22 protein-coding genes are annotated in these 25,528 nt (G+C 52.0%); 10 read left to right on the top strand and 12 right to left on the bottom strand.

From position 1 onward, the window contains the following. Positions 1 to 239 precede the first annotated feature (239 nt). Entirely contained in the window at positions 240 to 3,029 is a 2,790-nt protein-coding gene (polA, locus tag MYB54_RS21595) for a DNA polymerase I (RefSeq protein WP_039463582.1), read from the top strand. 162 nt (positions 3,030 to 3,191) lie between these two features. Continuing rightward, positions 3,192 to 3,239: a small protein SpfP gene (spfP, locus tag MYB54_RS22160; RefSeq protein ID WP_071892919.1), complete on the top strand. Its 48-nt coding sequence runs from the start codon at positions 3,192 to 3,194 to the stop codon at positions 3,237 to 3,239. Between the two features lie 206 nt (positions 3,240 to 3,445). Here spfP and yihA read toward each other — a convergent pair whose 3' ends face one another. Continuing rightward, positions 3,446 to 4,081: a ribosome biogenesis GTP-binding protein YihA/YsxC gene (gene yihA / locus MYB54_RS21590; protein ID WP_029367904.1), complete on the bottom strand. Its 636-nt coding sequence runs from the start codon at positions 4,079 to 4,081 to the stop codon at positions 3,446 to 3,448. A gap of 203 nt (positions 4,082 to 4,284) precedes the next feature. On the opposite strand from yihA, the gene yihI reads away from it, so the two are divergent. From yihI to MYB54_RS21570, 4 genes are all read left to right on the top strand, one after another. Further along, positions 4,285 to 4,839, top strand: a complete 555-nt coding sequence (gene yihI / locus MYB54_RS21585) for a Der GTPase-activating protein YihI (protein WP_014913633.1) — start codon at positions 4,285 to 4,287, stop codon at positions 4,837 to 4,839. Between the two features lie 3 nt (positions 4,840 to 4,842). Then, the gene (locus MYB54_RS21580) at positions 4,843 to 5,013 is read left to right on the top strand and encodes a hypothetical protein (protein ID WP_010298124.1); all 171 of its coding nucleotides are present in this window, start codon (positions 4,843 to 4,845) and stop codon (positions 5,011 to 5,013) included. Positions 5,014 to 5,232: 219 nt separating this feature from the next. After that, positions 5,233 to 6,606 carry an oxygen-independent coproporphyrinogen III oxidase gene (hemN, locus tag MYB54_RS21575; protein WP_075278526.1) on the top strand — a complete coding sequence of 458 codons (1,374 nt, stop codon included), beginning with the start codon at positions 5,233 to 5,235 and terminating at the stop codon, positions 6,604 to 6,606. Between the two features lie 58 nt (positions 6,607 to 6,664). Continuing rightward, a complete protein-coding gene (locus MYB54_RS21570; protein ID WP_014913636.1) occupies positions 6,665 to 6,913 on the top strand; it encodes a hypothetical protein in 249 nt (82 codons plus the stop codon). Between the two features lie 53 nt (positions 6,914 to 6,966). Here the strand turns inward: MYB54_RS21570 and MYB54_RS21565 are convergent, their stop codons facing one another. The 4 genes from MYB54_RS21565 to glnA all read right to left on the bottom strand — a co-directional run bounded on the left by MYB54_RS21565 (position 6,967) and on the right by glnA (position 11,360). Further along, the gene (locus MYB54_RS21565) at positions 6,967 to 7,104 is read right to left on the bottom strand and encodes a YshB family small membrane protein (RefSeq protein ID WP_010281646.1); all 138 of its coding nucleotides are present in this window, start codon (positions 7,102 to 7,104) and stop codon (positions 6,967 to 6,969) included. Positions 7,105 to 7,247: 143 nt separating this feature from the next. Further along, positions 7,248 to 8,660, bottom strand: coding sequence for a nitrogen regulation protein NR(I) (glnG, locus tag MYB54_RS21560; RefSeq protein WP_014913637.1), 1,413 nt, complete (start codon positions 8,658 to 8,660; stop codon positions 7,248 to 7,250). Between the two features lie 8 nt (positions 8,661 to 8,668). Then, positions 8,669 to 9,718 carry a nitrogen regulation protein NR(II) gene (gene glnL, locus MYB54_RS21555; RefSeq protein WP_010298136.1) on the bottom strand — a complete coding sequence of 350 codons (1,050 nt, stop codon included), beginning with the start codon at positions 9,716 to 9,718 and terminating at the stop codon, positions 8,669 to 8,671. Between the two features lie 232 nt (positions 9,719 to 9,950). Next, a complete protein-coding gene (gene glnA, locus MYB54_RS21550) occupies positions 9,951 to 11,360 on the bottom strand; it encodes a glutamate--ammonia ligase (protein WP_014913638.1) in 1,410 nt (469 codons plus the stop codon). Positions 11,361 to 11,729: 369 nt separating this feature from the next. Between glnA and typA the strand changes: the two genes are divergently transcribed. From typA to fabY, 4 genes are all read left to right on the top strand, one after another. Then, entirely contained in the window at positions 11,730 to 13,553 is a 1,824-nt protein-coding gene (typA, locus tag MYB54_RS21545; RefSeq protein ID WP_010298147.1) for a ribosome-dependent GTPase TypA, read from the top strand. A 162-nt stretch (positions 13,554 to 13,715) separates the two neighbouring features. Then, on the top strand, positions 13,716 to 14,327 hold the full coding sequence (yihX, locus tag MYB54_RS21540) for a glucose-1-phosphatase (RefSeq protein ID WP_039463572.1): 612 nt from the start codon (positions 13,716 to 13,718) through the stop codon (positions 14,325 to 14,327). 64 nt (positions 14,328 to 14,391) lie between these two features. Continuing rightward, positions 14,392 to 14,829: a D-aminoacyl-tRNA deacylase gene (gene dtd, locus MYB54_RS21535; protein ID WP_039556443.1), complete on the top strand. Its 438-nt coding sequence runs from the start codon at positions 14,392 to 14,394 to the stop codon at positions 14,827 to 14,829. A 153-nt stretch (positions 14,830 to 14,982) separates the two neighbouring features. After that, the gene (fabY, locus tag MYB54_RS21530; protein WP_039498342.1) at positions 14,983 to 15,924 is read left to right on the top strand and encodes a fatty acid biosynthesis protein FabY; all 942 of its coding nucleotides are present in this window, start codon (positions 14,983 to 14,985) and stop codon (positions 15,922 to 15,924) included. A 185-nt stretch (positions 15,925 to 16,109) separates the two neighbouring features. Here the strand turns inward: fabY and MYB54_RS21525 are convergent, their stop codons facing one another. The 7 genes from MYB54_RS21525 to gmk all read right to left on the bottom strand — a co-directional run bounded on the left by MYB54_RS21525 (position 16,110) and on the right by gmk (position 25,363). Beyond that, the gene (locus MYB54_RS21525) at positions 16,110 to 17,801 is read right to left on the bottom strand and encodes an AsmA family protein (RefSeq protein ID WP_205593304.1); all 1,692 of its coding nucleotides are present in this window, start codon (positions 17,799 to 17,801) and stop codon (positions 16,110 to 16,112) included. Positions 17,802 to 17,958: 157 nt separating this feature from the next. Then, positions 17,959 to 19,347 (bottom strand): nucleobase:cation symporter-2 family protein, encoded by a 1,389-nt coding sequence (locus MYB54_RS21520; RefSeq protein ID WP_010281660.1) that lies wholly within the window; start codon positions 19,345 to 19,347, stop codon positions 17,959 to 17,961. A 166-nt stretch (positions 19,348 to 19,513) separates the two neighbouring features. Next, positions 19,514 to 21,595 (bottom strand): ATP-dependent DNA helicase RecG, encoded by a 2,082-nt coding sequence (gene recG / locus MYB54_RS21515; RefSeq protein ID WP_248721992.1) that lies wholly within the window; start codon positions 21,593 to 21,595, stop codon positions 19,514 to 19,516. After that, entirely contained in the window at positions 21,595 to 22,287 is a 693-nt protein-coding gene (gene trmH, locus MYB54_RS21510) for a tRNA (guanosine(18)-2'-O)-methyltransferase TrmH (RefSeq protein WP_014913643.1), read from the bottom strand. The genes recG and trmH overlap by 1 nt, the downstream gene beginning before the upstream one ends. Positions 22,288 to 22,292: 5 nt before the next feature. Next, complete coding sequence (gene spoT, locus MYB54_RS21505; RefSeq protein ID WP_010281663.1) at positions 22,293 to 24,392, bottom strand: bifunctional GTP diphosphokinase/guanosine-3',5'-bis pyrophosphate 3'-pyrophosphohydrolase; 2,100 nt, start codon at positions 24,390 to 24,392, stop codon at positions 22,293 to 22,295. A gap of 18 nt (positions 24,393 to 24,410) precedes the next feature. Beyond that, positions 24,411 to 24,686, bottom strand: coding sequence for a DNA-directed RNA polymerase subunit omega (gene rpoZ / locus MYB54_RS21500; RefSeq protein ID WP_005968230.1), 276 nt, complete (start codon positions 24,684 to 24,686; stop codon positions 24,411 to 24,413). A 53-nt stretch (positions 24,687 to 24,739) separates the two neighbouring features. After that, on the bottom strand, positions 24,740 to 25,363 hold the full coding sequence (gene gmk / locus MYB54_RS21495; RefSeq protein WP_014913644.1) for a guanylate kinase: 624 nt from the start codon (positions 25,361 to 25,363) through the stop codon (positions 24,740 to 24,742). Between the last annotated feature and the right edge of the window lie 165 nt (positions 25,364 to 25,528).

The following is a 25,528-nucleotide window of genomic DNA, read 5'->3' as shown; positions in this document are numbered from 1 at the left end:
CGCCTTAAAAATAAACAGGTTATATTATAACTTCATGAAATTAATGGGTATAAAAAAATAACTTAAGATAATAGGGGAAATTAGCAATTAAGCGGATAAAACTATTCACAAAGTTATCCACAGGAAGATCTTGCGAGGATCCATGCAAAATCAGCCAATATCTCACGTTAAGGATCGTCTCTTTCCCTGACCTATGGCATGCTTAGCGCTATGACAGACCACAACGATCATGGCAGGCTATGGCTCAGATTGCAGAAAATCCTTTAATACTGGTAGACGGTTCATCCTATTTGTATCGTGCTTATCACGCTTTCCCACCGTTAACAAACAGCGCGGGAGAAGCCACCGGTGCAATGTATGGCGTACTGAATATGCTACGCAGTTTGCTGTTGCAATATCAGCCCAGCCACGTCGCCGTTGTTTTTGATGCGAAAGGGAAAACGTTTCGCGACGAACTGTTCGAAAATTATAAGGCCCATCGTCCACCGATGCCGGAGGATCTACGTGAGCAAATAGAACCTCTGCATAAGATGGTGAAAGCGATGGGATTGCCGCTTCTGGCGGTTTCCGGCGTAGAAGCGGACGATGTGATTGGTACGCTCGCCGTTCAGGCGGAAAAAGCGGGTAAGTCGGTGCTGATTAGTACCGGCGATAAAGATATGGCGCAGCTGGTGACGCCGAGCGTGACGCTCATTAATACCATGAATAACTCGATTCTTGGCCCACAGGAAGTGTGTGATAAGTACGGTATTCCTCCTGAGCTGATTATCGATTTCCTTGCGCTGATGGGAGATGCATCAGATAACATTCCCGGTGTACCTGGCGTGGGTGAAAAAACGGCTCAAGCGCTATTGCAAGGGCTCGGCGGGCTGGATTCGCTCTATGCCAATCTTGATAAGATTGCCGGGCTTTCCTTTCGTGGTGCGAAAACCATGGCGCCGAAGCTGGAACAGCACAAAGACGTGGCCTACCTCTCTTATCAGCTAGCTACTATTAAAACGGATGTCGAGCTGGAGCTTAGCTGCGATCAGCTCACCGTTAACGAGCTGGATGTGGATGAACTGCATCGTCTCTTTTCCCGCTATGAATTTAAACGCTGGTTATCAGATGTTGAATCAGGCATCTGGATGCAGGGTAAAAAGAGCAGCCAGCCTGTTCAGGCTGCGAGTAACGCGGTGGTTGAGCAAGTTGCTGAAGAAGATAATGCGCCTACACTTTCTGCCGACGGTTATGTCACGATTCTTGATGAAAAAACGCTTCTCGATTGGGTTGAGCGTTTAAAACAGGCTGAAGTTTTCGCTTTTGATACGGAAACCGACGGGCTGGATACACTCACCGCTAATCTGATTGGGCTGTCATTCGCCATTAAGCCGGGTGAAGCCGCTTATTTGCCGCTGGCGCATGACTATCTGGATGCGCCGGAACAGTTGGATCGCACCAAGGTGTTGGCCTTGTTCAAACCGCTGCTGGAAGATGAGAAGCTGCTTAAGATTGGTCAGAATCTCAAATTTGATAAAGGCGTGATGCAGCGGTATGACATCGATTTACGCGGCATCGCGTTTGATACCATGCTGGAATCTTATGTGCTCGACAGCGTGGCGGGCCGCCACGATATGGATAGCCTGGCCGAACGCTATCTGAGCCACAAAACCATTACCTTTGAAGAGATCGCGGGTAAGGGAAAAAATCAGCTGACGTTTAATCAGATTGCGCTGGAACAGGCTGGTCCTTATGCAGCCGAAGATGCGGACGTTACGTTGCATCTACACCAGAAGCTTTGGGGGAAACTCCAGCCGCATGCCGATCTGTGCCAGGTTTTCCAGACTATTGATATGCCGCTGGTGCCGGTTTTATCCCGCATCGAGCGTACAGGTGTGCTGATCGATCCTGCTATTCTCGCGGAACACTCAAAAGAGCTCACAATCCGTCTGGCAGAGCTGGAAACACAAGCCTATGAGCTGGCGGGCGAAGAGTTCAATCTCTCATCGACCAAGCAGCTACAGGGTATTTTGTATGAAAAGCAAAAGCTGCCGATTCTGAAGAAAACGCCAAAAGGCGCACCGTCAACTAATGAGGAAGTGCTGGCTGAACTGGCTCTGGATTATCCTCTGCCGAAGTTGATCCTGGAATATCGTGGGTTGGCCAAGCTGAAATCTACTTACACCGATAAGCTGCCGCTGATGATCAATCCGGCGACGAAGCGTGTTCATACGTCTTATCATCAGGCTGTTACCGCGACCGGGCGTTTGTCTTCCAGCGATCCGAACCTGCAAAATATCCCGGTGCGTAATGACGAAGGGCGCCGTATTCGTCAGGCATTCATTGCACCGAAGGGCTACAGCATTGTTGCGGCGGACTACTCGCAAATCGAACTGCGTATCATGGCGCACTTATCCGGTGATAAAGGGCTGTTGAACGCGTTTGCTAACGGGTTGGATATCCACCGGGCAACGGCGTCAGAAGTGTTTGGCATCGCCCTAGATAAGGTGACATCGGAACAGCGTCGCAGTGCTAAAGCGATCAACTTCGGTCTGATCTACGGCATGAGCGCGTTTGGCTTGTCGCGTCAGTTGAATATTCCCCGTAGCGAATCGCAGAAATACATGAACCTGTATTTTGAGCGTTACCCGGGTGTGCAGGATTACATGGAGCGGACGCGCCAACAGGCCGCAGAGCATGGCTATGTGTCCACATTGGATGGTCGCCGTCTCTATCTGCCTGATATCCATTCTCGTAATGCGATGGCGCGTAAAGGCGCAGAACGTGCGGCGATTAACGCCCCAATGCAGGGCACCGCTGCTGATATTATTAAGAAAGCAATGATCGCGATTGACGATTGGCTACAGAAAGACACGCCGAAGGTGAAGATGATCATGCAGGTTCACGATGAATTGGTTTTCGAGATTCATGATTCGGTTATTGAAGAATCCATTAGTAAAATCAAAGCATTAATGGAAGGTTGTATGCAATTGAATGTTCCGTTACAGGTAGACATCGGTACGGGCATGAACTGGGATGAAGCACATTAATGGCCGATTCTTGCGCTATTTCTGTAATTAAATAACAGTATTGTGTGACCTGGTTTAACTTTGTGTAATCGATAACCATTTTCTATGAAAGTAAACAACAAAAAAGCCTTTGTTCCCGTGAAAAAATAGGGTAGAGTTAAAGACGTAGGGTACAGAGGTAAGATGTTCTATCTTTCAGACCTTTTACTTCACGTAATCGGATTTGGCTGAATATTAGCCGCCCCGCTCAGTTTTGAGCGGGGCGTTTTTTATGGGCTTTATCCAGAGTTTTTACCCTCAAAACGCCGGTAGCAGTGTAGCAGACAGCAACATGTAAGCACGGTTTCGTGTGTGAAAAGAACGTTTCTGGTGGGCGATCATTGCGGGAAAGTAGGGGGCGTGATGCGAGTGATGATACTCTGCACCACGCGAAAGGATTACTCTGCTTCTTGTTCTTCCTCAGCGTGTTCCAACGTGCTGAACCAGTTATCCAATTTCTGCCGTAGTTTATCGACGCCGAGCTTTTTCAGTGACGAAAATGCTTCGACCTGAATATCACCCATAAATGGCAAGACAGCCTCGCGAACCATGTTCAACTGTGTCTTACGCGCGCCTGAAGCCAGCTTATCGGCTTTGGTCAGCAGCACTAAGACTGGAAGCTGGACATCAACAGCCCACTGAATCATTTGCTGATCGAGATCTTTCAGCGGATGGCGAATATCCATCAGCACAACCAGACCCTTAAGGCTGTTACGCTTTTGCAGGTATTCACCGAGCGCACGTTGCCATTTGATCTTCATTTGCTCCGGCACTTCGGCATAGCCATAGCCGGGAAGGTCAACCAAACGCACGCCGTCTACCACCTGAAACAGGTTAATCAACTGAGTACGGCCCGGCGTTTTACTCGTTCGTGCCAGGTTTTTCTGGTTGGTCAGCGTGTTCAGTGCGCTGGATTTTCCGGCATTAGAGCGCCCAGCAAAGGCCACTTCAATACCGCTATCTGTTGCCAGATGGCGAATATCCGGGGCGCTGATGATAAAACGCGTCATGTGGTAGTTATATTGCTGGGTCACGATGGTTATCTCTATCTGGATCTCTGTCTGGTTGGGGATTATACCTGTAACTGACAATAAAGGCGGCTTTATCTGTCGTGAAATGCAGCAGACTGATGCGAAAAGAAAAGCTCAGCTGTCTGATGTGGACGCTTTTTTATTCGCGGGCTTTCTGCTAGATTCCGCCGCACTTCCCTTATATCTGTGTACCTGAGAACAATATTATGAACCGACCTGTCAAAGGGGCTGCCGATAAGGCAGGGAAACCCAAAGTAAAAAGAAAGACCCGCGAAGAGCTGGAGCGTGAAGCGCGCGAGCGGAAAAAAGATAAAAAGCATCGTGGCAACGCGTCGGGCAGCCGAACTCAGGAAAAAGCGTCCAACGATCAGCGTTCTGGTCAGCGTAAAGCTGTCGATCCGCGTATCGGCAGCAAAAAGCCTGTACAGCTTGGTGTGTTAGACAGCGCTGTGGCTAAGCCGAAGCCTAAATCGAAGCCTTCTGAACCTGTGGAAAAAGTCGTTGCTGCGAAGCCGACAATGTCGCCGGAAGAAGAGCTGGAAATGTTAGAAAACGATGCGCGCCTGGATGCCTTGTTGGATCGTCTGGATAGCGGCGAGACGCTAAGCGCCAAAGATCAGTCATGGGTTGATGAAACGCTGGATCGTATCGACATCCTGATGGAAGAGCTTGGAATTGAGCTGGGTGATGATGACGAAGAAGAGCCGCAGGAAGATATGTTGCAGCTTTTGAAACGTAATAACCCGAAAGACACGTTCTAATCAATGAAATGGCTGTTTCTGTTCCTGATATTGCTGGTTGCGTTTTATCTGCTCTGTCTGTTCAGTAAACTATGGCTATTGTCGAAGCGTAAGCATCGGTTGCACCGCGCCCTGTTTAACGGGCGCATGAATCAGGTGCGACGCCCAAGACAAAAACGCCGGGAGCGTTTTTGAACGTCACAACGTGACGGCCCTTAGGGCGAGTCTCATGGATGAGACGAGTAACAAAACGCCGGGAGCGTTTTTGAACGTCACAACGTGACGGCCCTTAGGGCGAGTCTCAAGGATGAGACGAGTAACAAAACGTAGGAAACGTTTTTGAACGCCATTTTTGGTGATCTGAAGGAGGGGAAGGATAACCCACCGAGTAAAAACTGGAAGGAGTGAGCGAATATGTCGATACCGTCCGTTGACTGGGATCTGGCCCTGATTCAAAAATATAACTATTCTGGGCCGCGTTATACGTCTTATCCCACAGCGTTAGAATTCAGTGAAGCTTACGATGAGCCGGCGTTTCAGCAGGCCATTGCCCGTTATCCGCAGCGACCGCTGTCGCTGTATATCCACATCCCTTTTTGCCATCGGCTGTGCTATTTCTGCGGCTGTAATAAGCTGGTTACGCGTCAGCAGCATAAAGCGGATGAATACCTTGATGTGCTGGAGCTGGAAATCCGCCAGCGTGCGCCGCTATTCGCTGGACGAACGGTGACGCAATTGCATTGGGGTGGCGGTACACCAACCTATCTAAATAAAGTACAAATCAGCCGACTGATGTCGCTGCTGCGCGAGCAGTTCTCTTTTTCCGATCAGGCTGAGCTGTCGCTTGAAGTCGATCCGCGAGAAATTGAGCTGGACGTCCTCGATCATCTGCGTGCCGAAGGGTTTAACCGCCTGAGCATGGGCGTGCAGGATTTTAATAAAGACGTGCAGAAACTGGTCAATCGTGAGCAGGATGAAGACTTTATTTTTGCCCTTATTGAACGGGCAAAAGCGCTGGGCTTCACCTCAACCAATATTGATTTGATTTACGGCCTGCCGAAACAAACGCCGGAAAGCTTCGCCTTTACGCTACAGCGCGTTGCGGAATTAAGCCCGCATCGGCTTAGCGTCTTTAACTATGCGCATTTACCCAGCCTGTTCGCCGCACAGCGCAAGATTAAAGAAGCGGATTTACCGAGCGCCGAGCAAAAGCTGGACATTCTGCAACAGACGATTGGGTCGCTGACGCAATCGGGCTATCAGTTTATCGGTATGGATCACTTTGCTCGCCCAGACGATGAGCTGGCGGTGGCGCAGCGAGAAGGGAAACTGCATCGCAATTTCCAGGGCTATACGACGCAGGGCGACAGCGATCTGCTTGGGATGGGCGTTTCGGCGATTAGTATGATCGGTGATAGCTATGCTCAGAACCAGAAAGAGCTGAAGCAGTATTATGCGCAGGTCAAAAACCAAGGGAATGGCTTATGGCGTGGGTTACAGCTGACGCGTGATGACTGCCTCCGCCGCGATGTGATTAAGACGCTCATTTGTAATTTCCAGCTCAGCTATGCGCCCATTGAGGCGGAATATGCTATCGATTTTAAAACCTACTTTGAGCAGGATTTAGCACTGCTTGCTCCGCTGGTGGCCGATGGGCTGGTCGAGAGTCAGGAGGACGGGCTGGTGGTGACGCCGAAAGGACGGTTGCTGATCCGCAATATCTGTATGTGCTTTGACGTTTATCTACGTAGCAAGCTCAGAACACAGCAATTTTCCCGCGTGATTTAACTGCTCGGATAGGGTGGCTATCCTGGGAGGAAAAAGGCTTTAATGACAAGGAGATCGCATGTTTTCAGATAAAGAGATAGCCAGAGAATATCGGGATAAGGCACTTAACCTCGCGAATCTCATGTACAACGAGGTAAAAACATTACAGGGGAAAGTGCCTGAAGACGAGCACAAGAAATTTCGTGGCGTTGTAGGGAATGGCATTGTGGACGTATTCGATAAGCTGATTAAAGAGATTGAAGCGATGCATCCTGACCTGAAAGTGGCTGACATGCCAGCCTATGCGGACGCTGAAAAACGTAAATAAAAAACAGCCAGTCGATGTTAGTACCGACTGGCTGTTCTTGAACGTTTATAGGATTAACTAAAGAAGTTAATCAGTGCGGCACACAAAACGGCGGCAATAGCAGCCTGCGGCGAATGGCTTGCCGCGGAGCCAATTTCAGCGCCGTGTGTTGCAACGGAAAGCGTTGCCGCAGAAATCAATGAATCCAGCATGGTGTTCCTCCCGAATCAGCGACACGATCATACTGCTGACTCGAGGCAAGTAAAGGACAAATTAATGACAATTTCGTGCGCCAGATTGTATTTTTTATCACCAGTTTGTTTGTTAACAATTGAGCAATAAAAAAGCAATCTTGCTACTCCATTCCCAGCTCTTTTAATTTACGCGTCAGGGTATTTCTGCCCCATCCCAACAATCTTGCCGCTTCCTGTTTATGCCCCTGCGTATGCCGCAGGGCCGTCGTCAGCAACGTCCTTTCCATTTCCGGCTGTGCCTCTGACAACAGGTTTTGATGACCGGAACGCAGCGCGCGATCGGCCCATTGTGCCAACAGCGTGGCCCAACTGTCCGGCAGAATATGCACGGTGGAATCCGGCGCGGTGGTCTCGAACAGTTCAGGCGGCAGATCCTGAATCAGCACTTCCTGACCGGCGGCCATGACCGTCAACCAGCGGCAGGTATTTTCCAATTGGCGCACGTTGCCGGGCCACGGTAAACGGGTTAGCGCTGTTTCAGCTTCTGGGTGCAGATTCTTCGGCTCAACGCCCAGTTCTTTTGCGGTGGCCTGCAAGAAATAACGCGCCAGGCGAGGGATATCTTCCCGACGTTCGCGCAGTGGCGGCAGATGGACGCGGATCACATTCAGGCGGTGGAACAAATCCTCACGGAACTTGCCTTCTTGCACGCGTTGTTCAAGATTTTGGTGCGTTGCCGCGATAATACGAACATCCACTTTTACCGCGGCGTAGCCGCCAACGCGGTAAAACTGCCCGTCTGCCAATACGCGCAACAGACGTGTTTGTACGTCTAGCGGCATATCGCCGATTTCATCCAGAAACAGCGTACCGCCATCGGCTTGCTCAAAGCGGCCCTGACGAATCTGGTTTGCGCCTGTAAACGCGCCTTTTTCATGGCCGAACAGTTCTGATTCGATCAGATCCTTGGGAATGGCCGCCATATTCAGTGCGATAAAAGGGGCTTTGGTACGCGGGCTGTGGCGATGCAGAGCGTGCGCTACCAACTCTTTACCCGTCCCCGATTCGCCGTTAATCAGCACGCTGATCGACGAGCGAGACAGGCGACCGATGATGCGAAAGACATCCTGCATCGCGGGGGCTTCGCCGATAATGTCCGTCGTCGGGCCATTGATTGGCTGGTTACGCACCGGCTGCTGCTGTTCCAGATAATGGCTGATCGCGCGCTCAACCAGCGCAACGGCTTCATCAATATCGAACGGCTTCGGCAAATAGTCGAACGCACCCTGTTGATAAGCGCTGACGGCGGCATCCAGATCGGAATGTGCCGTCATAATGATGACCGGGAGCATTGGGTGGCGCTGTTTGATTTGCTGTAAGAGCGCTAATCCATCCATCCCTGGCATACGGATGTCGGACAGCAGAACGTCGGGCGTTTGTGTCGCCAGCGCATGCAATACCTGATTTCCGTTCTCAAACGTTGCGCAGGTTAAACCCGCACCAGCAAGCGCGCGCTCAAGCACCCAACGGATGGAGCTATCGTCATCGACAATCCAGACTATCCCTCGTTGCATTGTGAACCTCACTGGCGAATGGGCAGGTAAACCGAGAATTCGGTGTGTCCTGGCCAACTGTTAAATTCAATTTTACCGGAGTGTTGGTCGATAAGACTGCGGGCGATGGAAAGCCCCAAACCTGTGCCCCCTTCGCGTCCGCTCACCATCGGGTAAAACAGTGTGTCCTGTAGTTGAGCAGGTACGCCGGGGCCGTCATCTTCCACGTCAATACGCGCGGCGAGCCGATAGCGCACACCGTGTAACGTAAGCTGAAAAGCCGTGCGAGTACGTATCGTAATTGTTCCGCCTTCCTCGCCCAGCGCCTGTAGCGCGTTGCGGGTAATATTCAGCAGTACCTGTTCAATTTGATCGGGATCGTGCGTCAGCTCTGGCAGGCTAGGGTCATAGTCTTTCACCAGCGTCACGTTATCTGGCTTTTCCAGAGAGACGAGCTGACAAACGCGTTCAGCGACCTGATGGATGCTTTGGGTGACGTGCAGCCCGGGCTGCTGTGGCCCCAGCAGACGATCAACCAGATTGCGCAGGCGATCCGCCTGTTCAATGATGACCTTGGTATATTCCGTCAATGCCGGGTCGGGTAGTGCTTTAGCAAGCAACTGCGCGGCACCACGCAATCCGCCAAGCGGATTTTTTATCTCATGCGCCAGACCCCGGACCAAATCACGGGCGGCCTGCTGTTGTGCATGTTGAAGCTGTTCCTGACTGAGACGGCGCTGGTTATCCATCGGTGCCATTTCCAGTAGGATAAAATCGTTTTGTACCCGCTGAGCGGTGAGCGACATGATGTGCGCTTTGCCATCTACGACGATGGTGACTTCGTTATCCGTAAAACCTTGTCCTGAATCCAGACTTTCACGCAGTAAATCGATATTCAGAGAAAAGTATCCCAGCAAATCGGGCAGCGGCGTGCCGGATAATTTACGCGAACTTTGTGCCAGTAATTGCTGTGCTGCCGGGTTGGAATAGTGAATCGCCAGATCGTTATCTAGCAATAAGATGCTGTTTATCAGGGAATTTAGGATCTGCCCAGCATCGGGCAGCGTGCCTGTTGCCATAACGCAGACTCCCGCACCGTCGTGGTGCATTGTAGTGTGAATGATGGATGTTACGTCGCAACGGCCAATGCCGGTGGTGAAAAAAGCCCATCCGAAGATGGGCTGAAGCGTTTCCACGGCAACAAGAACAAACTTCTTAGTATTCTGTTGTTTATCGGTCATGGTTGGGTATCAGCACACCCAACCACGCCGAGGTAGAGATTAGACGCTGTAGTTACTAGACGCTTAGTTATTAAACGCTGTAGTACAGTTCGAACTCAACTGGGTGCGGCGTCATACGAACGCGGTCAATCTCAGATTTACGCAGTTCGATATATGCTTCGATAGCGTCGTCGGTGAACACGCCACCACGGGTCAGGAACTCGCGGTCTTCGTTCAGTGCAGCCAGGGCCTCGTCCAGAGAACCTGCAACTTTTGGAATCTCTGCTTCTTCTTCCGGCGGCAGGTCGTACAGGTTTTTGTCCATTGCATCGCCAGGGTGGATTTTGTTGATGATGCCGTCGAGGCCAGCCATCAGCAGTGCAGCGAAGCACAGGTACGGGTTAGCTGCTGGATCTGGGAAGCGCGCTTCGATACGACGTGCTTTCGGGCTCGCAACCACTGGGATACGGATTGAAGCAGAACGGTTACGGGCAGAGTAAGCCAGCATAACTGGGGCTTCGTAGCCTGGGACCAGACGCTTGTAGGAGTTGGTGGTCGGGTTCGCCAGGGCGTTGATAGCTTTAGCGTGTTTGATAACACCGCCGATGTAGAACAGCGCCATTTCAGACAGGCCGCCGTATTTGTCGCCAGCGAACAGGTTAGTACCGTCTTTAGACAGAGACATATGGCAGTGCATACCAGAACCGTTATCACCGAACATTGGTTTTGGCATGAAGGTCGCGGTTTTACCGTAGGCGTGAGCCACGTTGTGCACGACATATTTGTAGATCTGAATTTCGTCAGCTTTTTTGGTCATGGTGTTGAAGCGGGTAGCCACTTCGTTCTGACCAGCGGTAGCCACTTCGTGGTGGTGGGCTTCAACAACCAGACCCATTTGCTCCATGGTCAGACACATAGCAGAACGGATGTCCTGTGATGAATCGACTGGTGGAACTGGGAAGTAGCCGCCTTTCAGACCTGGACGGTGACCTTTGTTACCGCCTTCGTAGGCTTTACCGGAGTTCCAGTAAGCTTCGACATCGTCGATAGCAACGTGGGAACCGGAAGTGCTGCTGCCGAAACGGATGTCATCGAACAGGAAGAATTCTGGCTCAGGCCCGAACAGGACGGTATCGGCAATGCCGGAAGAACGCAGGAAATCTTCCGCACGTTTCGCGATAGAACGCGGGTCGCGGTCATAACCTTGCATCGTGCCTGGTTCGAGGATGTCACAACGAATGATCAGTGTAGAATCTTCGAAGAACGGGTCGATCATTGCGGTGCTGGCATCGGGCATCAGAACCATGTCTGACTCGTTAATACCTTTCCAGCCGCCAATCGAGGAACCATCAAACATTTTACCTTCTTCGAAGAAGTCGGCATTGACTTGATGAGCCGGAATGGTGACGTGCTGCTCTTTACCTTTAGTATCAGTGAAGCGTAAATCAACAAACTTCACTTCGTGCTCATTCAGCATCGTCAAAACATGTTCTGCGGACATACTTGGTTCTCCCGATTGGTCATTTATCGTCGTGGAACGAATATCGTTGTGGATTGATGTTGTTGCCGTGAGTAGACTAAAGCTAAAAGTGTGCCAACTTTTTAAATGTGTGCAATGTGTTGCTCCTTGGGGCTTTCTCACGGAAATCCACTGCACCATTATAGTCTAAAGCACCAAAATGGTGCTCCATATGTGAATTATTGCACTTTTTTGGTGCATTCATGTTCGCTTGTAGCGCTTTTGCACCGTGAAAGGGATCACAAAGCAGGCAGCTCTAGGTTGTTTATCATAGATGCTTGTGATCTTGTTTAGTCCCTCGATTAATACGTGTACAATAGCGCGCTATTTCTAAATGCCTGAGGCAAAGCTGTGATCGAAAATTTGCGTAACATCGCCATTATTGCGCACGTTGACCATGGGAAAACCACCCTGGTTGACAAGCTGTTGCAACAATCCGGAACGTTCGGTGAACGTGTCGAAGCAACCGAGCGTGTAATGGACTCCAACGATTTGGAGAAAGAGCGTGGAATTACCATCCTCGCAAAAAATACCGCCATTAATTGGAAAGACTACCGTATTAACATCGTAGATACCCCGGGACACGCCGACTTCGGCGGCGAGGTTGAGCGTGTAATGTCGATGGTTGACTCGGTACTGCTGGTTGTTGATGCGATGGATGGCCCGATGCCGCAAACGCGTTTCGTGACCAAAAAAGCATTTGCCAACGGTCTGAAACCGATTGTGGTTATCAACAAAGTTGACCGTCCTGGCGCGCGTCCTGACTGGGTTGTCGATCAGGTATTCGACCTGTTCGTGAACCTGGATGCGACTGACGAGCAACTGGATTTCCCGATCATTTATGCTTCTGCGCTGAATGGTATCGCGGGTCTCGACCATACCGACATGGCGGAAGATATGACTCCGCTGTATCAGGCGATTGTCGATCACGTTTCTCCACCTCAGGTTGAGATGGATGCGCCGTTCCAGATGCAGATCTCTCAGCTGGACTACAACAACTATGTTGGCGTTATCGGTATCGGCCGTATCAAGCGCGGTAAAGTTAAGCCTAACCAACAAGTTACTATTGTTGATAGCGAAGGCAAAACCCGTAACGGTAAAGTCGGTAAAGTTCTGACTCACCTGGGTCTGGAGCGTATCGACGCGACTGAAGCGGAAGCAGGCGATATCATCGCGATCACCGGTCTGGGCGAGCTGAACATTTCCGACACCATCTGCGATCCGCAGAATGTCGAAGCGCTGCCAGCACTGAGCGTCGATGAACCTACCGTTACCATGTTCTTCAACGTCAATACTTCACCATTCTGCGGTAAAGAAGGTAAGTATGTTACGTCGCGCCAGATTCTGGAGCGTCTGAACAAAGAGCTGGTACACAACGTTGCCCTGCGCGTTGACGAAACCGAAGACGCTGATGCGTTCCGCGTTTCCGGCCGTGGTGAGCTGCACCTGTCAGTTCTGATCGAAAACATGCGTCGTGAAGGCTTTGAACTGGCCGTATCACGTCCGAAAGTTATCAACCGCGTTATCGACGGCCGTAACCAAGAGCCGTTTGAAAACGTGACGTTGGACATCGAAGAACAGCACCAGGGTTCAGTCATGCAAGCCATGGGTGAGCGTAAAGGTGATGTGAAAGACATGATCCCAGATGGCAAGGGTCGTATCCGTCTGGATTACCTGATCCCAGCTCGCGGTCTGATCGGTTTCCGTACCGAATTCATGACCATGACCTCTGGTACAGGTCTGCTGTACTCCACGTTCAGCCACTACGATGACGTGCGTCCGGGTGAAATCGGCCAGCGTCAGAACGGCGTTCTGATCTCTAACGGTCAGGGTAAAGCTGTCGCGTTTGCGCTGTTCAGCCTGCAGGATCGCGGTAAGCTGTTCCTCGGACACGGTGCAGAAGTGTATGAAGGCCAGATCATCGGTATTCACTCACGTTCTAACGATCTGACAGTAAACTGTCTGACCGGTAAGAAACTGACCAACATGCGTGCATCGGGTACTGATGAAGCAACCACACTGGTTCCGGCGATCAAAATGTCTCTGGAACAAGCGCTGGAGTTCATTGATGACGACGAACTGGTTGAAGTTACGCCACAGTCTATCCGTATTCGTAAGCGTCACCTGACCGAAAACGATCGTAAACGCGCTAGCCGCGGCAGCAAAGACGTCTAATTTCAGACGGATTTGTCTTGTTACGCAACAGGGCACCTTCGGGTGCCCTGAATTTTATGCGCTTTCTTCCACTTTAACCTTTCCTTTATATTTCCTCCCTGTTCAGTTTCTCCATTTCCCGCTACAGTGAAAATCCTACGATTACGTCAGGAGGTCACTGCCATGCTGTATATCTTTGATTTAGGCAATGTCGTCATAGATATTGATTTCAATAGAGTATTGGGTGTCTGGAGTAATCTGAGCAGCGCGCCGCTCGCGACGTTGCAAGAGCGTTTTGTCATGGGCGACGCGTTTGAACAGCATGAGCGGGGTGAGATCAGTGACGAGGAATTTGCCACCAGACTGTGTCAGGAAATGGGCATCGCTCTGAGCTTCGAACAATTCACCGCTGGCTGGCAGGCTATTTTTGTCGCGTTGCGTCCTGAGGTTATCGACATCATGCAGCGCCTGCGTCAGGAAGGGCACCGCGTGGTGATTCTGTCGAACACCAATCGCCTCCACTGTTCACACTGGCCTGCGCTATTTCCTGAAGTGGCAACGGCGGCTGACAGACTCTACCTGTCGCAAGAGATTGGATTACGTAAACCGGAGCTGGCGATTTACCAATATGTCCTGACAGAGGAAGGCGTTCCGCCTGCGCAAGCCGTCTTTTTTGACGATAATGCTGCGAACGTCGATGCGGCACAAAGCCTGGGCATTCACAGCATTCTGGTGACCGATCGTCAGGTGGTGCCGGATTTTTTCGCCATGCAGGCGACGACGGCTAAAGCATGATTTATATCGCAGGGGCGGACATCGCCCCTATTGGGAATGATGACATCAGGAGTAGTCGGGTTTTATGATTGCGCTAATTCAGCGAGTATCCAGCGCCAGCGTTACGGTAGAAGGCAGTGTGGTTGGGGAAATCGATAAAGGTTTACTGATCCTGCTGGGCGTTGAGCAGGGCGATGACGAAAAAAAAGCTACGCGACTCTGCGAGCGCGTGTTGGGTTACCGCATATTCGGTGACGATGACGGGAAAATGAATCTCAATGTTCGTCAGGCTGGCGGCAATGTGCTGGTGGTTTCGCAGTTTACGCTGGTGGCTGATACGCAGCGTGGCATGCGGCCTGGGTTTTCTCGCGGTGCGCATCCTTCAGAGGCCGATCGTCTCTATCAATACTTTGTCGGACAGTGTCGTGAGCAAGGCGTTCACACAGAAACAGGGCAGTTTGCGGCGGATATGAAAGTGGCATTAGTGAATGATGGCCCAGTGACGTTCTGGCTACAGACATAGGGTTATGACGTCTGGGGTTGTAATGTCATAGGTTTGTAACGCCATTGTCTTATGAAGTGCTATCGCCGTTGCTGCTCAGCGTATAAATTTGCTTCAACAGTCTGATCTTATGAACCCCGATGTCATGAGGCATCTCGGTATAGAGGAAGGGTTATGTATCATTTGAGAGTACCTGAAAGCGCGGAAGAACTGGATGCGTACTATCAATTTCGCTGGGAAATGCTGCGTAAACCTCTACGCCAGCCGCTGGGTTCTGAACGTGATGCTTACGATGCTCTGGCACATCACCAAACCGTGGTGGATGAGCAGGGAAGGCTGGTCGCGATTGGGCGCCTTTCTATCAATGCAGATAATGAAGCGGCAATCCGTTTTTTAGCCGTTCACCCCGATGTGCGGGGGAAAGGGTTAGGCACGCTGCTTGCGATTACCCTGGAGTCCGTTGCGCGTCAGGAAGGCGCCAAGCGCGTGGTTTGTAGCGCCCGTGAAGACGCAATGGATTTCTTCTCCAAGCTGGGTTTTGTTAATCAGGGGGAGATCACCGCGCCACAAACCACACCTGTGCGGCACTTCCTAATGATTAAACCGGTGGCGACGCTGGATGACATTCTGCATCGTCCTGACTGGTGCGGACAGTTGCAGCAGGCGTGGTACGAGCATATTCCCCTGAGTGAAAAAATGGGCGTGCGGATAAGCCAGTACACCGGAAAGCAATTTATTACCACCATGCCTGAAACGGGCAACCAGAATCCGCACCATACGCTTTTTGCCGGCAGCATGTTTTCTCTCGCTACGCTCACCGGGTGGGGATTAATCTGGCTGTTGCTGCGTGAACGGCACCTCGGTGGAACGATTATTCTGGCGGATGCGCACATTCGTTACAGTACACCGGTGAGTGGCCGACCGAACGCCATCGCTGATTTAGGATCGCTGAGTGGCGATCTGGATCGCCTCGCGCGTGGGCGTAAGGCGCGCGTGCAGCTTAATGTTGAGCTCTTTGGTGATGACAATAAAGGGGCGTTGTTCGAAGGGGTTTATATCGTGCTGCCTGCTCAACCGGATGCACCGCTGGAAGAAGGCGGGTCAGAAGTAGATTAGCCTGCCGCTCGGTATTATGACTGTCTTCTCATCAGTACATCACGCTTCACAATCTCTGGCAGTACCCTCGAAACAAGTCGTACCCCGTGATTTCCACGGGGTTTATGATGCTGTTTCAGCACGTAACAACGTTGCGGATGTTTTGAAAACTCTTATTAAAAAACCGTATTTTGAAAACGTAATATTTATTGCGTTTCTGTCACGGTTCCCTGATGCATTTGCTGTCTGATGGGATGATCATTGCTATCCACACCTTGTAGCGTGCCAGTTAGCGTTGGCTTCAACTGCGTATCAGCGGCAAGCCGTCCATTCAGTTGCAATTGCAGATTTGTATTGCCCGTCGGTGCGGTTGCGGGGTCTGGCCATCCCCAACGTGTCAGAACATCCAGCGGTACGGCGCGTCCTGTCAGTGACAGGGAAAAATTGCGTGCCGGTTGCTGATTGATCGTTGCCTTGGCATCCAGCATGCCATTTTGCGTAAACGCGCTGAGTTCGTTAATGGCGATCTGATTATCGTCGGCTACCAGTGCCATCGAAGGACGGCGGACATCGACTTTATTAAACGTCGCGTCGCTGGCATTAAGATTCAACGACCCTGTCCACATTCCCCACTGGTGATTGCGAGCCAGTAGCAAATTGCTGCCGTAGCCATCTAATGCAGTTAGCTGGAAGGGGAAATCCGGATTGATATCGATCAGCAGATTGCGGTTCGCCGTGAATTTTCGCACATTCACTTCTGCCAGCCATGATGGCAGGGTCGCTTGCCACCGTTGACGCCAGTCGCTGGGGAGCGTGTACTCCATCCCTGCGACAACAAACTCATTCAGCTCTAAACGGTGGTTACTACGCTGCCAACTGCCGTTGGTTCGCAGTAAACCGCCTTCCCAGCGCGTAGAAAACTGCTTGATGTTAACGCCCGCCGGTGACAAGTCCAGATTCACGATAGGGTCGATAAGGTGCATGTTGCCGTTCACAATGTCAGTCGCATTGAATGACAGCGTTCCACCCTCGCTCTGCCAGTCATTCTGCTTAAACGTGACATTTTGCAGGGCAACATCAAGGTCGATAAACGCCCATCCCGGTCCTTCAATACGGGCATCAATCAGATCAAAGCGGTCAACGGTAACAGAAGGCAGTTCGGTCACGGGTTGCCAGAAGGCCTCCGGCGTTCTCTGCGTTTGCAAACGGACATTGCTGAGTCGCAGGTTACCGATCTGCCAACTGCCGTCTTCTGCGCGGCTGGCATTGCCCGTTAGCTGCCCCTGAGCGACATCTGCGCCGAAATTGCTCAGAATCAGCTGATTGTGGTTGATTTCGCCCTGAACCAATACCTGACTGGCGGGAATATCGTTGAGTTCGAGTGAGCGGGCGCTGAGCTGGAACTGCCCCTGTTTACCCAGCACATAGCCTGCCTCGGGCTGCCACGGCATTATGCCGCCGTTAATTTGTTGACCGTTCAGACGCCAATCGCCGTCCTTTGCCTGCAGTGCCATTGTACGCAGCTGTAGTACATCGGCTTCGATAGGGAGTGTGGCGGCCTGTGAGGAAAGGTTTAGCGTACCGCCTTCCAGTTCGAGGCTGGCGAAGTGGCGCGGATCGGTAATTTGACGGGCGCTAAACCCGGCTGAAATTTGCTTTGCCGTGAGTGTCGGTGGCTGATTTTTCTGGCCAAAACTGACATCGGTGAATTGGATATGATCGGCTGTTGACCAGTCATGATTAATTTTGCCCAGTGACAACTGGTAGTCGGTATTCTGGTTTACCCAATTACTCACCCAGCCTGCTGCCCAACTGGTTTGCAGTAATACATATACGACTACTAGCGCTAAAAAGGCTAGCAGCAGTAGGGTCAGCAATAATTTCCCGATAAATTTCATCGTGTCAGTCCATGCCAATCGTCAGGGAGAACTGTTCTTATGCCGCAATTTCCCTGAAGGCTCAATAGGTAATGCTGTTACAGACAGTAAAAAGCGAGCGGTGTTGCATCACCGCTCGCTTTTACATGAACTGAACTGAAATTATTGCGGGCTGGCGCTATTTTTCTTCGTGTGGGAAGACAATATTCAGCACGATTGCCGTAATCCCGCCAGCGGCGATACCGGAAGACAGTAATGTTTTAATCCAATCCGGTGCGAACTGCAGAATCAGCGGCTGCTGCGATACGCCAAGGCCAACAGCCAGCGACAGCGCAATAATCATGATCGCACGACGATTCAGCGGCTCACGGGACACAATGCGCACACCAGAAGCGGCGATCGTACCAAACATCACGATAGTGGCACCGCCCAGAACTGGCTCTGGAATATGCTGCACAAATCCGCTAACGGCAGGGAACAGCCCTAGTGCGATCAGCATCAGCGAAACCACGAAACCCACATAGCGGCTGGCAACACCGGTAAGCTGGATGACGCCGTTATTCTGGCCGAAGCAAGAGTTGGGGAAGGTGTTGAATACGGCAGAAAGGCAAGAGTTCAGGCCGTTTGCCAGCACGCCGCCTTTTAAGCGTTTCATGTACAGCGGGCCTCTGACTGGCTGCTCTGAAACGTCGGAGGTCGCGGTGATGTCACCGATGGTTTCTAACGAGGTCACCATGAAGACCAGCATCAGCGGAATCAACAGGTTCCAGTCAAAGCCTAGACCATAATGCAGCGGTGTGGGCACCATAATGACCGTGTCGTTTTGAGCAGGCGCATTTTCCGGCAGCATTCCCATCAACCAGGCACCCAGATAACCCACCGCCATGGCAATCACCAGCGATGCGACGCGCAGGTAAGGATTACGCTGGCGGTTAAGCAGAATAATAACCAGCAACACCACACCCGCTAAGAGTAAGTTCTTGGGGGCGCCGAAGGTGTTATTACCCATTGCGGCATAGCCGCCGCCGATGGAGGTCAGGCCGACTTGAATCAGCGACAGCCCAATGATCATCACCACAATGCCGGAAACCAGCGGGGTAATAATGCGGCGGGTTAAATGCAGGAAGCGTGAAAGAATGATTTCGGTGAAGGAAGCGACCATCAGCGTACCGAACAGTGCTGCCATCATCGTGGGAACATCTGCACCGCCGTTTTTCAGCGCCAATCCACCCATAATCAGCGGCGTCACGAAGTTAAAGCTGGTGCCCTGAATAGACAGCAGACCAGAACCGACAGGGCCCCAGGTTTTAATTTGTAGAATAGAGGCCAGACCGGAAGCGAAAAGCGACATGCTGATGATGCGCTGCGTATCCTCAGCGGGTAAACCTAATGCCTGACAGATCAGTAGCGCGGGGGTAATCACCGCAACAAACATGGCAAGCAAGTGCTGACTGGCGGCGAACAGCGTTTGCGGCAGCGGCGGCCGATCTTCAAGATGATAGATGAGTTCACTGCGCTGAGGTGCAGCAGCGGCTTCTGTTTGGGACGTTTCCGTGGTGGTAGTCATGATGTAAGTTGGCGTTCCTGAAACGACAAAGAGCGCATTTTAATGATCTCTTTGCTGAAAGCAAACGTTTGCTAACTCATCTTTTCGATATGAATTTTGTCTGATAAGCAAGGCCTTATTATTTAAGGGGATACTTTTAGGAAAAATGCAGAATACATAGCCGCAATCAGGCGTTGGTGTAGCGTGCGCGCTCGGGTAGCCAGCGTTCGATTAGTGCAACGGCATGCTCGGGATAGTGTTCGTGTAAGTGGCGAGCAACGCGCTGTACCTGTGGAATCAGGCCCTGATCGCGCAGGAGGTCAGCGACTTTAAACTCGGCATTACCCGTCTGGCGCGTACCGAGTAATTCTCCCGGCCCGCGAATTTCCAGATCGCGCTGCGCGATAACAAAGCCATCGTTGCTATCGCGTAGAACCTGGAGCCGCTTTTGTGCAGTCTTGCTCATTGGCGTTTTGTAGAGCAGCACGCAGTGAGATGCCACCGCACCGCGTCCGACGCGCCCGCGCAACTGGTGCAGTTGCGCTAAGCCCAGACGCTCAGGGTTCTCAATGATCATCAGGCTGGCATTCGGTACATCCACACCTACCTCGATGACGGTGGTCGCTACCAGCAGTTGCAGTTCGCCCTGTTTGAAAGCCTGCATTACCGCCTGCTTTTCCTGCGCTTTCATGCGGCCGTGAACCAATCCAACCTTGAGATTCGGCAGGGCAGCCTTCAGCTCTTCGCTGGTGGCTTCTGCTGCCTGCGCTTCTAGCAGGTCGGATTCTTCGATCAGCGTACACACCCAATAGGCCTGTCGCCCTTCCTGCTGACAGGCATTATTCACGCGTTCGATAATGTCGCTGCGGCGTGAATCGGGTATGGCGACGGTGGTGACGGGGGTTCTGCCCGGCGGCAGTTCATCAATGACGGACGTATCCAGATCGGCATAGGCCGTCATCGCCAGCGTACGGGGAATCGGTGTCGCGGTCATAATCAATTGATGGGCATGAAAGCCCTGTTCTTCGCCTTTTTCCCACAGCGCAAGGCGTTGATGCACGCCAAAGCGGTGCTGTTCATCGATAATGACCAATGCCAGCCCGTTGAATTGTACCTGCTGCTGGAAAATAGCGTGCGTCCCGACAACCATGGAAACCTGACCGCTGGCGATGGCACCCTGCTGCGCCTGACGCGCTTTCCCTTTTTGTTTGCCAGCCAGCCAGCCGACTTCAAGCCCTAGTGGTTCAAACCACTGGCGGAAATTATGGGCGTGCTGTTCGGCCAATAGCTCTGTGGGTGCCATCAGCGCGACCTGCTTGCCGTTGGCAATGGCGCGTAATGCTGCCAGCGCGGCGACCAGCGTTTTTCCTGAACCCACATCGCCCTGCACCAGACGCATCATCGGGAAATCTTTCGCCATATCCGCTTCAATTTCGGCTACGACACGTTCTTGCGCCTGCGTGGGTTTGAACGGCAGCGCAGCGAGCAACTGTTGCTTCAAACCGTCTTGTGCCTGTAGTGGTGAGGCTTTATGCCGTTGTTCCCCCGCCCGCACCGCGAGCATACTCAGGTTATGCGCCAGCAGTTCTTCCATAATCAACCGCTGTTGTGCCGGGTGTTTCCCGTGCTCAAGCTCGCTGAGCTGCATATCCGGCGGGGGACGATGTAAGGTGCGTAGTGCGTCCGGCAGGCTAATGAGCGAACGGCTTAGAGATTCAGGCAGCAGCTCATCGATGTGGTTGGCATCGAGCAACGCCAGCGCCTGATCGGTCAGTTTGCGGAGCGTGGCCTGACGAACGCCCTCTGTGGAAGGGTAAACCGGCGTGAGCGATTCTTGTAACTCGACCTGCGTACTATCCCCCTGAACTCTATATTCAGGATGGATGATCTCCGCGCCGATTTTGCCACGCTTGATTTCACCATAAGCGGTAACGCGCTGTCCCGGTGCGAGGCTGTTTTTCATCGCGGCGCTGAAATTGAAGAAACGCATGGTCAGCATGCCGCTGCCGTCGCTGATTTGGCAGGTCAACATGCGACGGCTGCCAAAGGTGATGTCGTTGCGTAGGATTTCACCTTCCACGGTGGCATACATACCTGGGAGGAGGTCGCCAATCGGGTAAAGATGCGTGCGGTCTTCGTAGCGCAGAGGTAAATGCAGGAGGAGATCCTGCACGGTTTCCAGCCCGAGTCGCGCGAGCTTCGCTGCCTGACTTGCACCCACGCCAGTAAGTGTACTCAGCGGTTGGGTGTTCAGCAGGCGGCCTTTCATCAGCACTCCGACGATTGCATCGCGGCCCACCACGGGGTATCCGCTACAATCTGACCCTGATGGTCAATATAAGGACGAGGCAGTCCTTTACGTTTTGCGACGCGCGCCAGTACCGGGTAGCCCCCTTCGAAAAGCAGGCGCTGCTGCTCTTCTTCATCAAGCGGGCTGTCTTCACGCTGGTACATACCGGCGATCTGGCGCTGGCGTTGCGCTTCATACAGGATCAACGCTGAGGCAACGGAGACATTCAGCGACTGCACCATGCCAGTCATCGGAATGATGATATCCCGATCGGCCAGTTTGAGCGCTTCGGCAGTAATACCGGTTTTTTCTTGCCCGAGCAGAATACAGGTGGGGCGGGTGTAATCAATTTCCCGAAAATCGACGGCATGTTCAGACAAATTGGTCGCCAGAACCTGCATGCCTTCTGCTTTCAGATGGCCGACTGCATCACCGATATTGCGATGGGTTTTCACCTGTACCCAGCTATTGCTGCCTGCGGCGGAGGAAACCAGCGTTTTCATCCGGCTGGTGGGCCAAATCGCATGGACCTGATGCACGCCGACGGCATCCGCCGTACGGATAACGGCGGAAATATTATGGGGTTTATGCACCTGCTCCATGCAAATCGTCAGATCGGGCTGACGACAGTTGAGCATTTCTTTTATACGTGCATAACGTTGAGGGGTCATGACGATTAATTTCGGTTACGGTTAACTTTGATGACATCCGGCATCACGCGGATTTTACGCATAATATTGGCCAGATGAACGCGATCGAGAGTCGTGAGACGGATAAAGGCACTGTATACGCGGCCGTCCTTCTCTTCCGTATTGATGCTCTGAATATTGGAGTTCGCGGCGTTGATCGCTGCCGTCAGGTTCGCCAGCGCGCCCTGATGGTTGAACATATCGACTTTGATTTCGGCGATGAACTCTTGTTCCGTCACCTTATCCCACTCTACCGCCATGAATTTTTCAGGTTCTTTCTGATAGCCGCGAATATTGCGACAGGATTCATGGTGAATAACCAGCCCTTTACCGGGGCTGACGTGGGCAATAATCGGGTCACCGGGGATAGGGCGGCAGCACTTGGCAAATGAGATCATGACGCCATCTGCGCCTTTGATCGGCAACTTGCGCAGCCCGGTGGTTCCCAGTTCAGATTGTTCGTTCAGCAGATTTTTCGCCACAACGACGCTCATGGCATTACCCATACCAATTTCCGCCATCAGATCGTCCAGCGTAGCGAGCTTCATGCGCTCAAGCTCAAGCTGAATCGACTTTTCAGGGATGTCGGAGAGTTTGCGACCGTTGCCCAATGCGTGATTCAGCAAACGGCGACCGAGGCTCACGGAGTCATCACGCTTGAGGTTTTTCAGCATCTGACGAATTTTGGAGCGTGCTCTGGAGCTCACCACGAAATTAAGCCAGGCGGCGTTTGGTCTGGCACCCGGCGCGGTAATGATTTCAACGGTTTGGCCGCTGGTGAGCGACTGTGACAGCGGGTAAGGCTGGCGGTCGACGCGGGCGCCGACGCAGGCATGCCCGATATCGGTGTGTACCGCGTAGGCGAAATCGACGGGTGTCGCGCCTGCGGGGAGTTCCACAATACGGCCTTCCGGCGTAAAGACGTACATCTCGTCAGGGAAGAGATCGGACTTCACGCTTTCGATAAATTCGAATGAGCTACCGGCGCTTTGCTGGAGTTCCAGCAGGCTTTGCATCCAGCGTTGAGCGCGTACCTGTGCGGTAGTGCTGCTTTCGCCTTCTTTATAGGCCCAGTGCGCGGCAACACCCATTTCCGCCATTTGGTCCATGTCGTCGGTACGAATCTGTACTTCGACCGGCACGCCGTGCGGACCAATCAGAGACGTGTGCAGCGACTGATAGCCGTTGGCTTTGGGAATGGCAATGTAGTCTTTTACCCGACCTGGGCGCGGCTTATACAGGCTGTGAACCTGACCGAGCACGCGATAGCAGGTGTCCAACTCTTTCACGATGACCCGAAACGCGTAGATATCCATGATGGAGTGAAAACGCTGTTCTTTCAGGTGCATTTTGCAGTAGATGGAATACAGGTGTTTTTCGCGACCGCTGACGCGGCAGGCAATCCCGGCTTCAGTCAAACGCCCTTCGATTTCCGACAGGATTTTTTGAATCATCTCCTTACGGTTACCGCGTGCGGCCTTGACGACCTCTTTAATGACGCGATAACGGTTCGGATACAGCGCCTCAAAACCCAGTTCTTCCAGCTCGGTTTTGAGATGATGGATACCCAGTCGATGTGCCAGTGGACTGTATATTTCCAGTGTTTCACGGGCAATGCGGCGGCGCTTGTCCGGGCGCAATGAGCCCAGTGTGCGCATGTTATGGGTACGGTCTGCGAGTTTGATCAGGATGACGCGAATATCTTGCACCATCGCCATGATCATTTTGCGAAAGTTTTCAGCCTGCGCTTCTTTCTTATCGCGGAACTTCAACTTGTCCAGCTTGGACACGCCCTCTACCAGTTCAGCAACGCTTTTACCAAAAAGCTGTTCCATGTCCTGATAGGTGGCGGGGGTGTCTTCTATGACATCATGCAGCAGTGCTGCCATCAGCGTTTCGTAATCGAGACGCATCTCCGCCAGAATACAGGCGACAGCAACAGGGTGTGTGATGTAGGGTTCACCGCTGGAGCGAGTCTGCCCCTCGTGAGCATCACGTGCAACTAAGTAAGCCTGCTGTAAACGTTTGATCTGGTCTTCTGGCAGATAACGTTGAATCAGCAGATTAAGGCTTTCAAAAATGTACAAGGGCGACTCGTGGTGTGATTAACGACGGCCTTCAGCAATCGCGGTAACCGCCTGAATCTCTGCGGCTTCCTGCTCTTGCTGTTCCTGACGGTCACGAACATCCAGAATCTGGTTGTTGATCAGACCTTCTTCGATTTCACGCAGTGCGATCACGGTGTACTTATCGTTTTCTTCAGGAACCAGCGGATCTTTGCCGCCAGTCTGGATTTGACGGGCGCGACGAGCAGCGACCAACACCAGGTCAAAACGGTTACCAATTTTCTCTACAGCGTCTTGAACAGTTACGCGTGCCATAATGTGCTACTCCACAGGAAATAAAATGACTGCGCATCATACTGAAAGAGGCGTCAGTCTGCCAATAGTTTGGTGATTAATGCATCATGCCGAACCTGTTGTCTGCTCAAACGCAGACGTTCGGCGCGAATAATGGTTTTTAGATCGAGCAGCGCCAGATCGAAATCATCATTCACAATCAGGTAATCATACTCGCCGTAGTGCGTCATTTCAGCCACTGCCTGAGACATACGACGGGCAATCACTTCATCGCTGTCTTGTCCACGACCACGCAGGCGGCGAGCCAACTCTTCTTTTGACGGCGGCAGAATGAAAATACTGCGCGCGTGCTGCATCTGGGCGCGGATTTGCTTGGCTCCTTGCCAATCGATATCCAGAAAAACATCAACGCCAGTCGCTAATACCTGCTCAATTGCCGGCCGGGATGTGCCGTAGTAATTGCCAAAGACTTCAGCGTGTTCCAGAAACTCGTTATCCTGAATCATACGCTTAAATTCATCGACTTCGACGAAGAAATAGTGCTCGCCGTGGTTTTCTCCCGGTCGTTTCGCTCGCGTGGTATGCGAAATCGATACCTGAGTGTCGTAAAGCGGCTGAGTTTTTAATAACGCCTGAATCAGGCTGGATTTCCCAGCTCCACTGGGAGCAGAAACGATATATAACGTGCCTTGAGCCATAATGAAGTTTTATTAACGGTTACGGTGGTGAATGGTGATATGCAGCAGAAAAATGCGCATTTCTCCGCATTATACACGCCTATATGTCATCAGTCGCGCTGCGATAAATTCTCCGCTGACTGTTTTTTCGTTATGCCATCGGGAAAATTTTTTGCCAATGTTTCT

This window comes from Pectobacterium nicotianae, assembly GCF_023272715.1.
Lineage (GTDB): Bacteria > Pseudomonadota > Gammaproteobacteria > Enterobacterales > Enterobacteriaceae > Pectobacterium > Pectobacterium brasiliense.
Note: the sequence above shows the minus strand (reverse complement) of the source record. Positions and strands in the feature narration are given on the sequence as shown.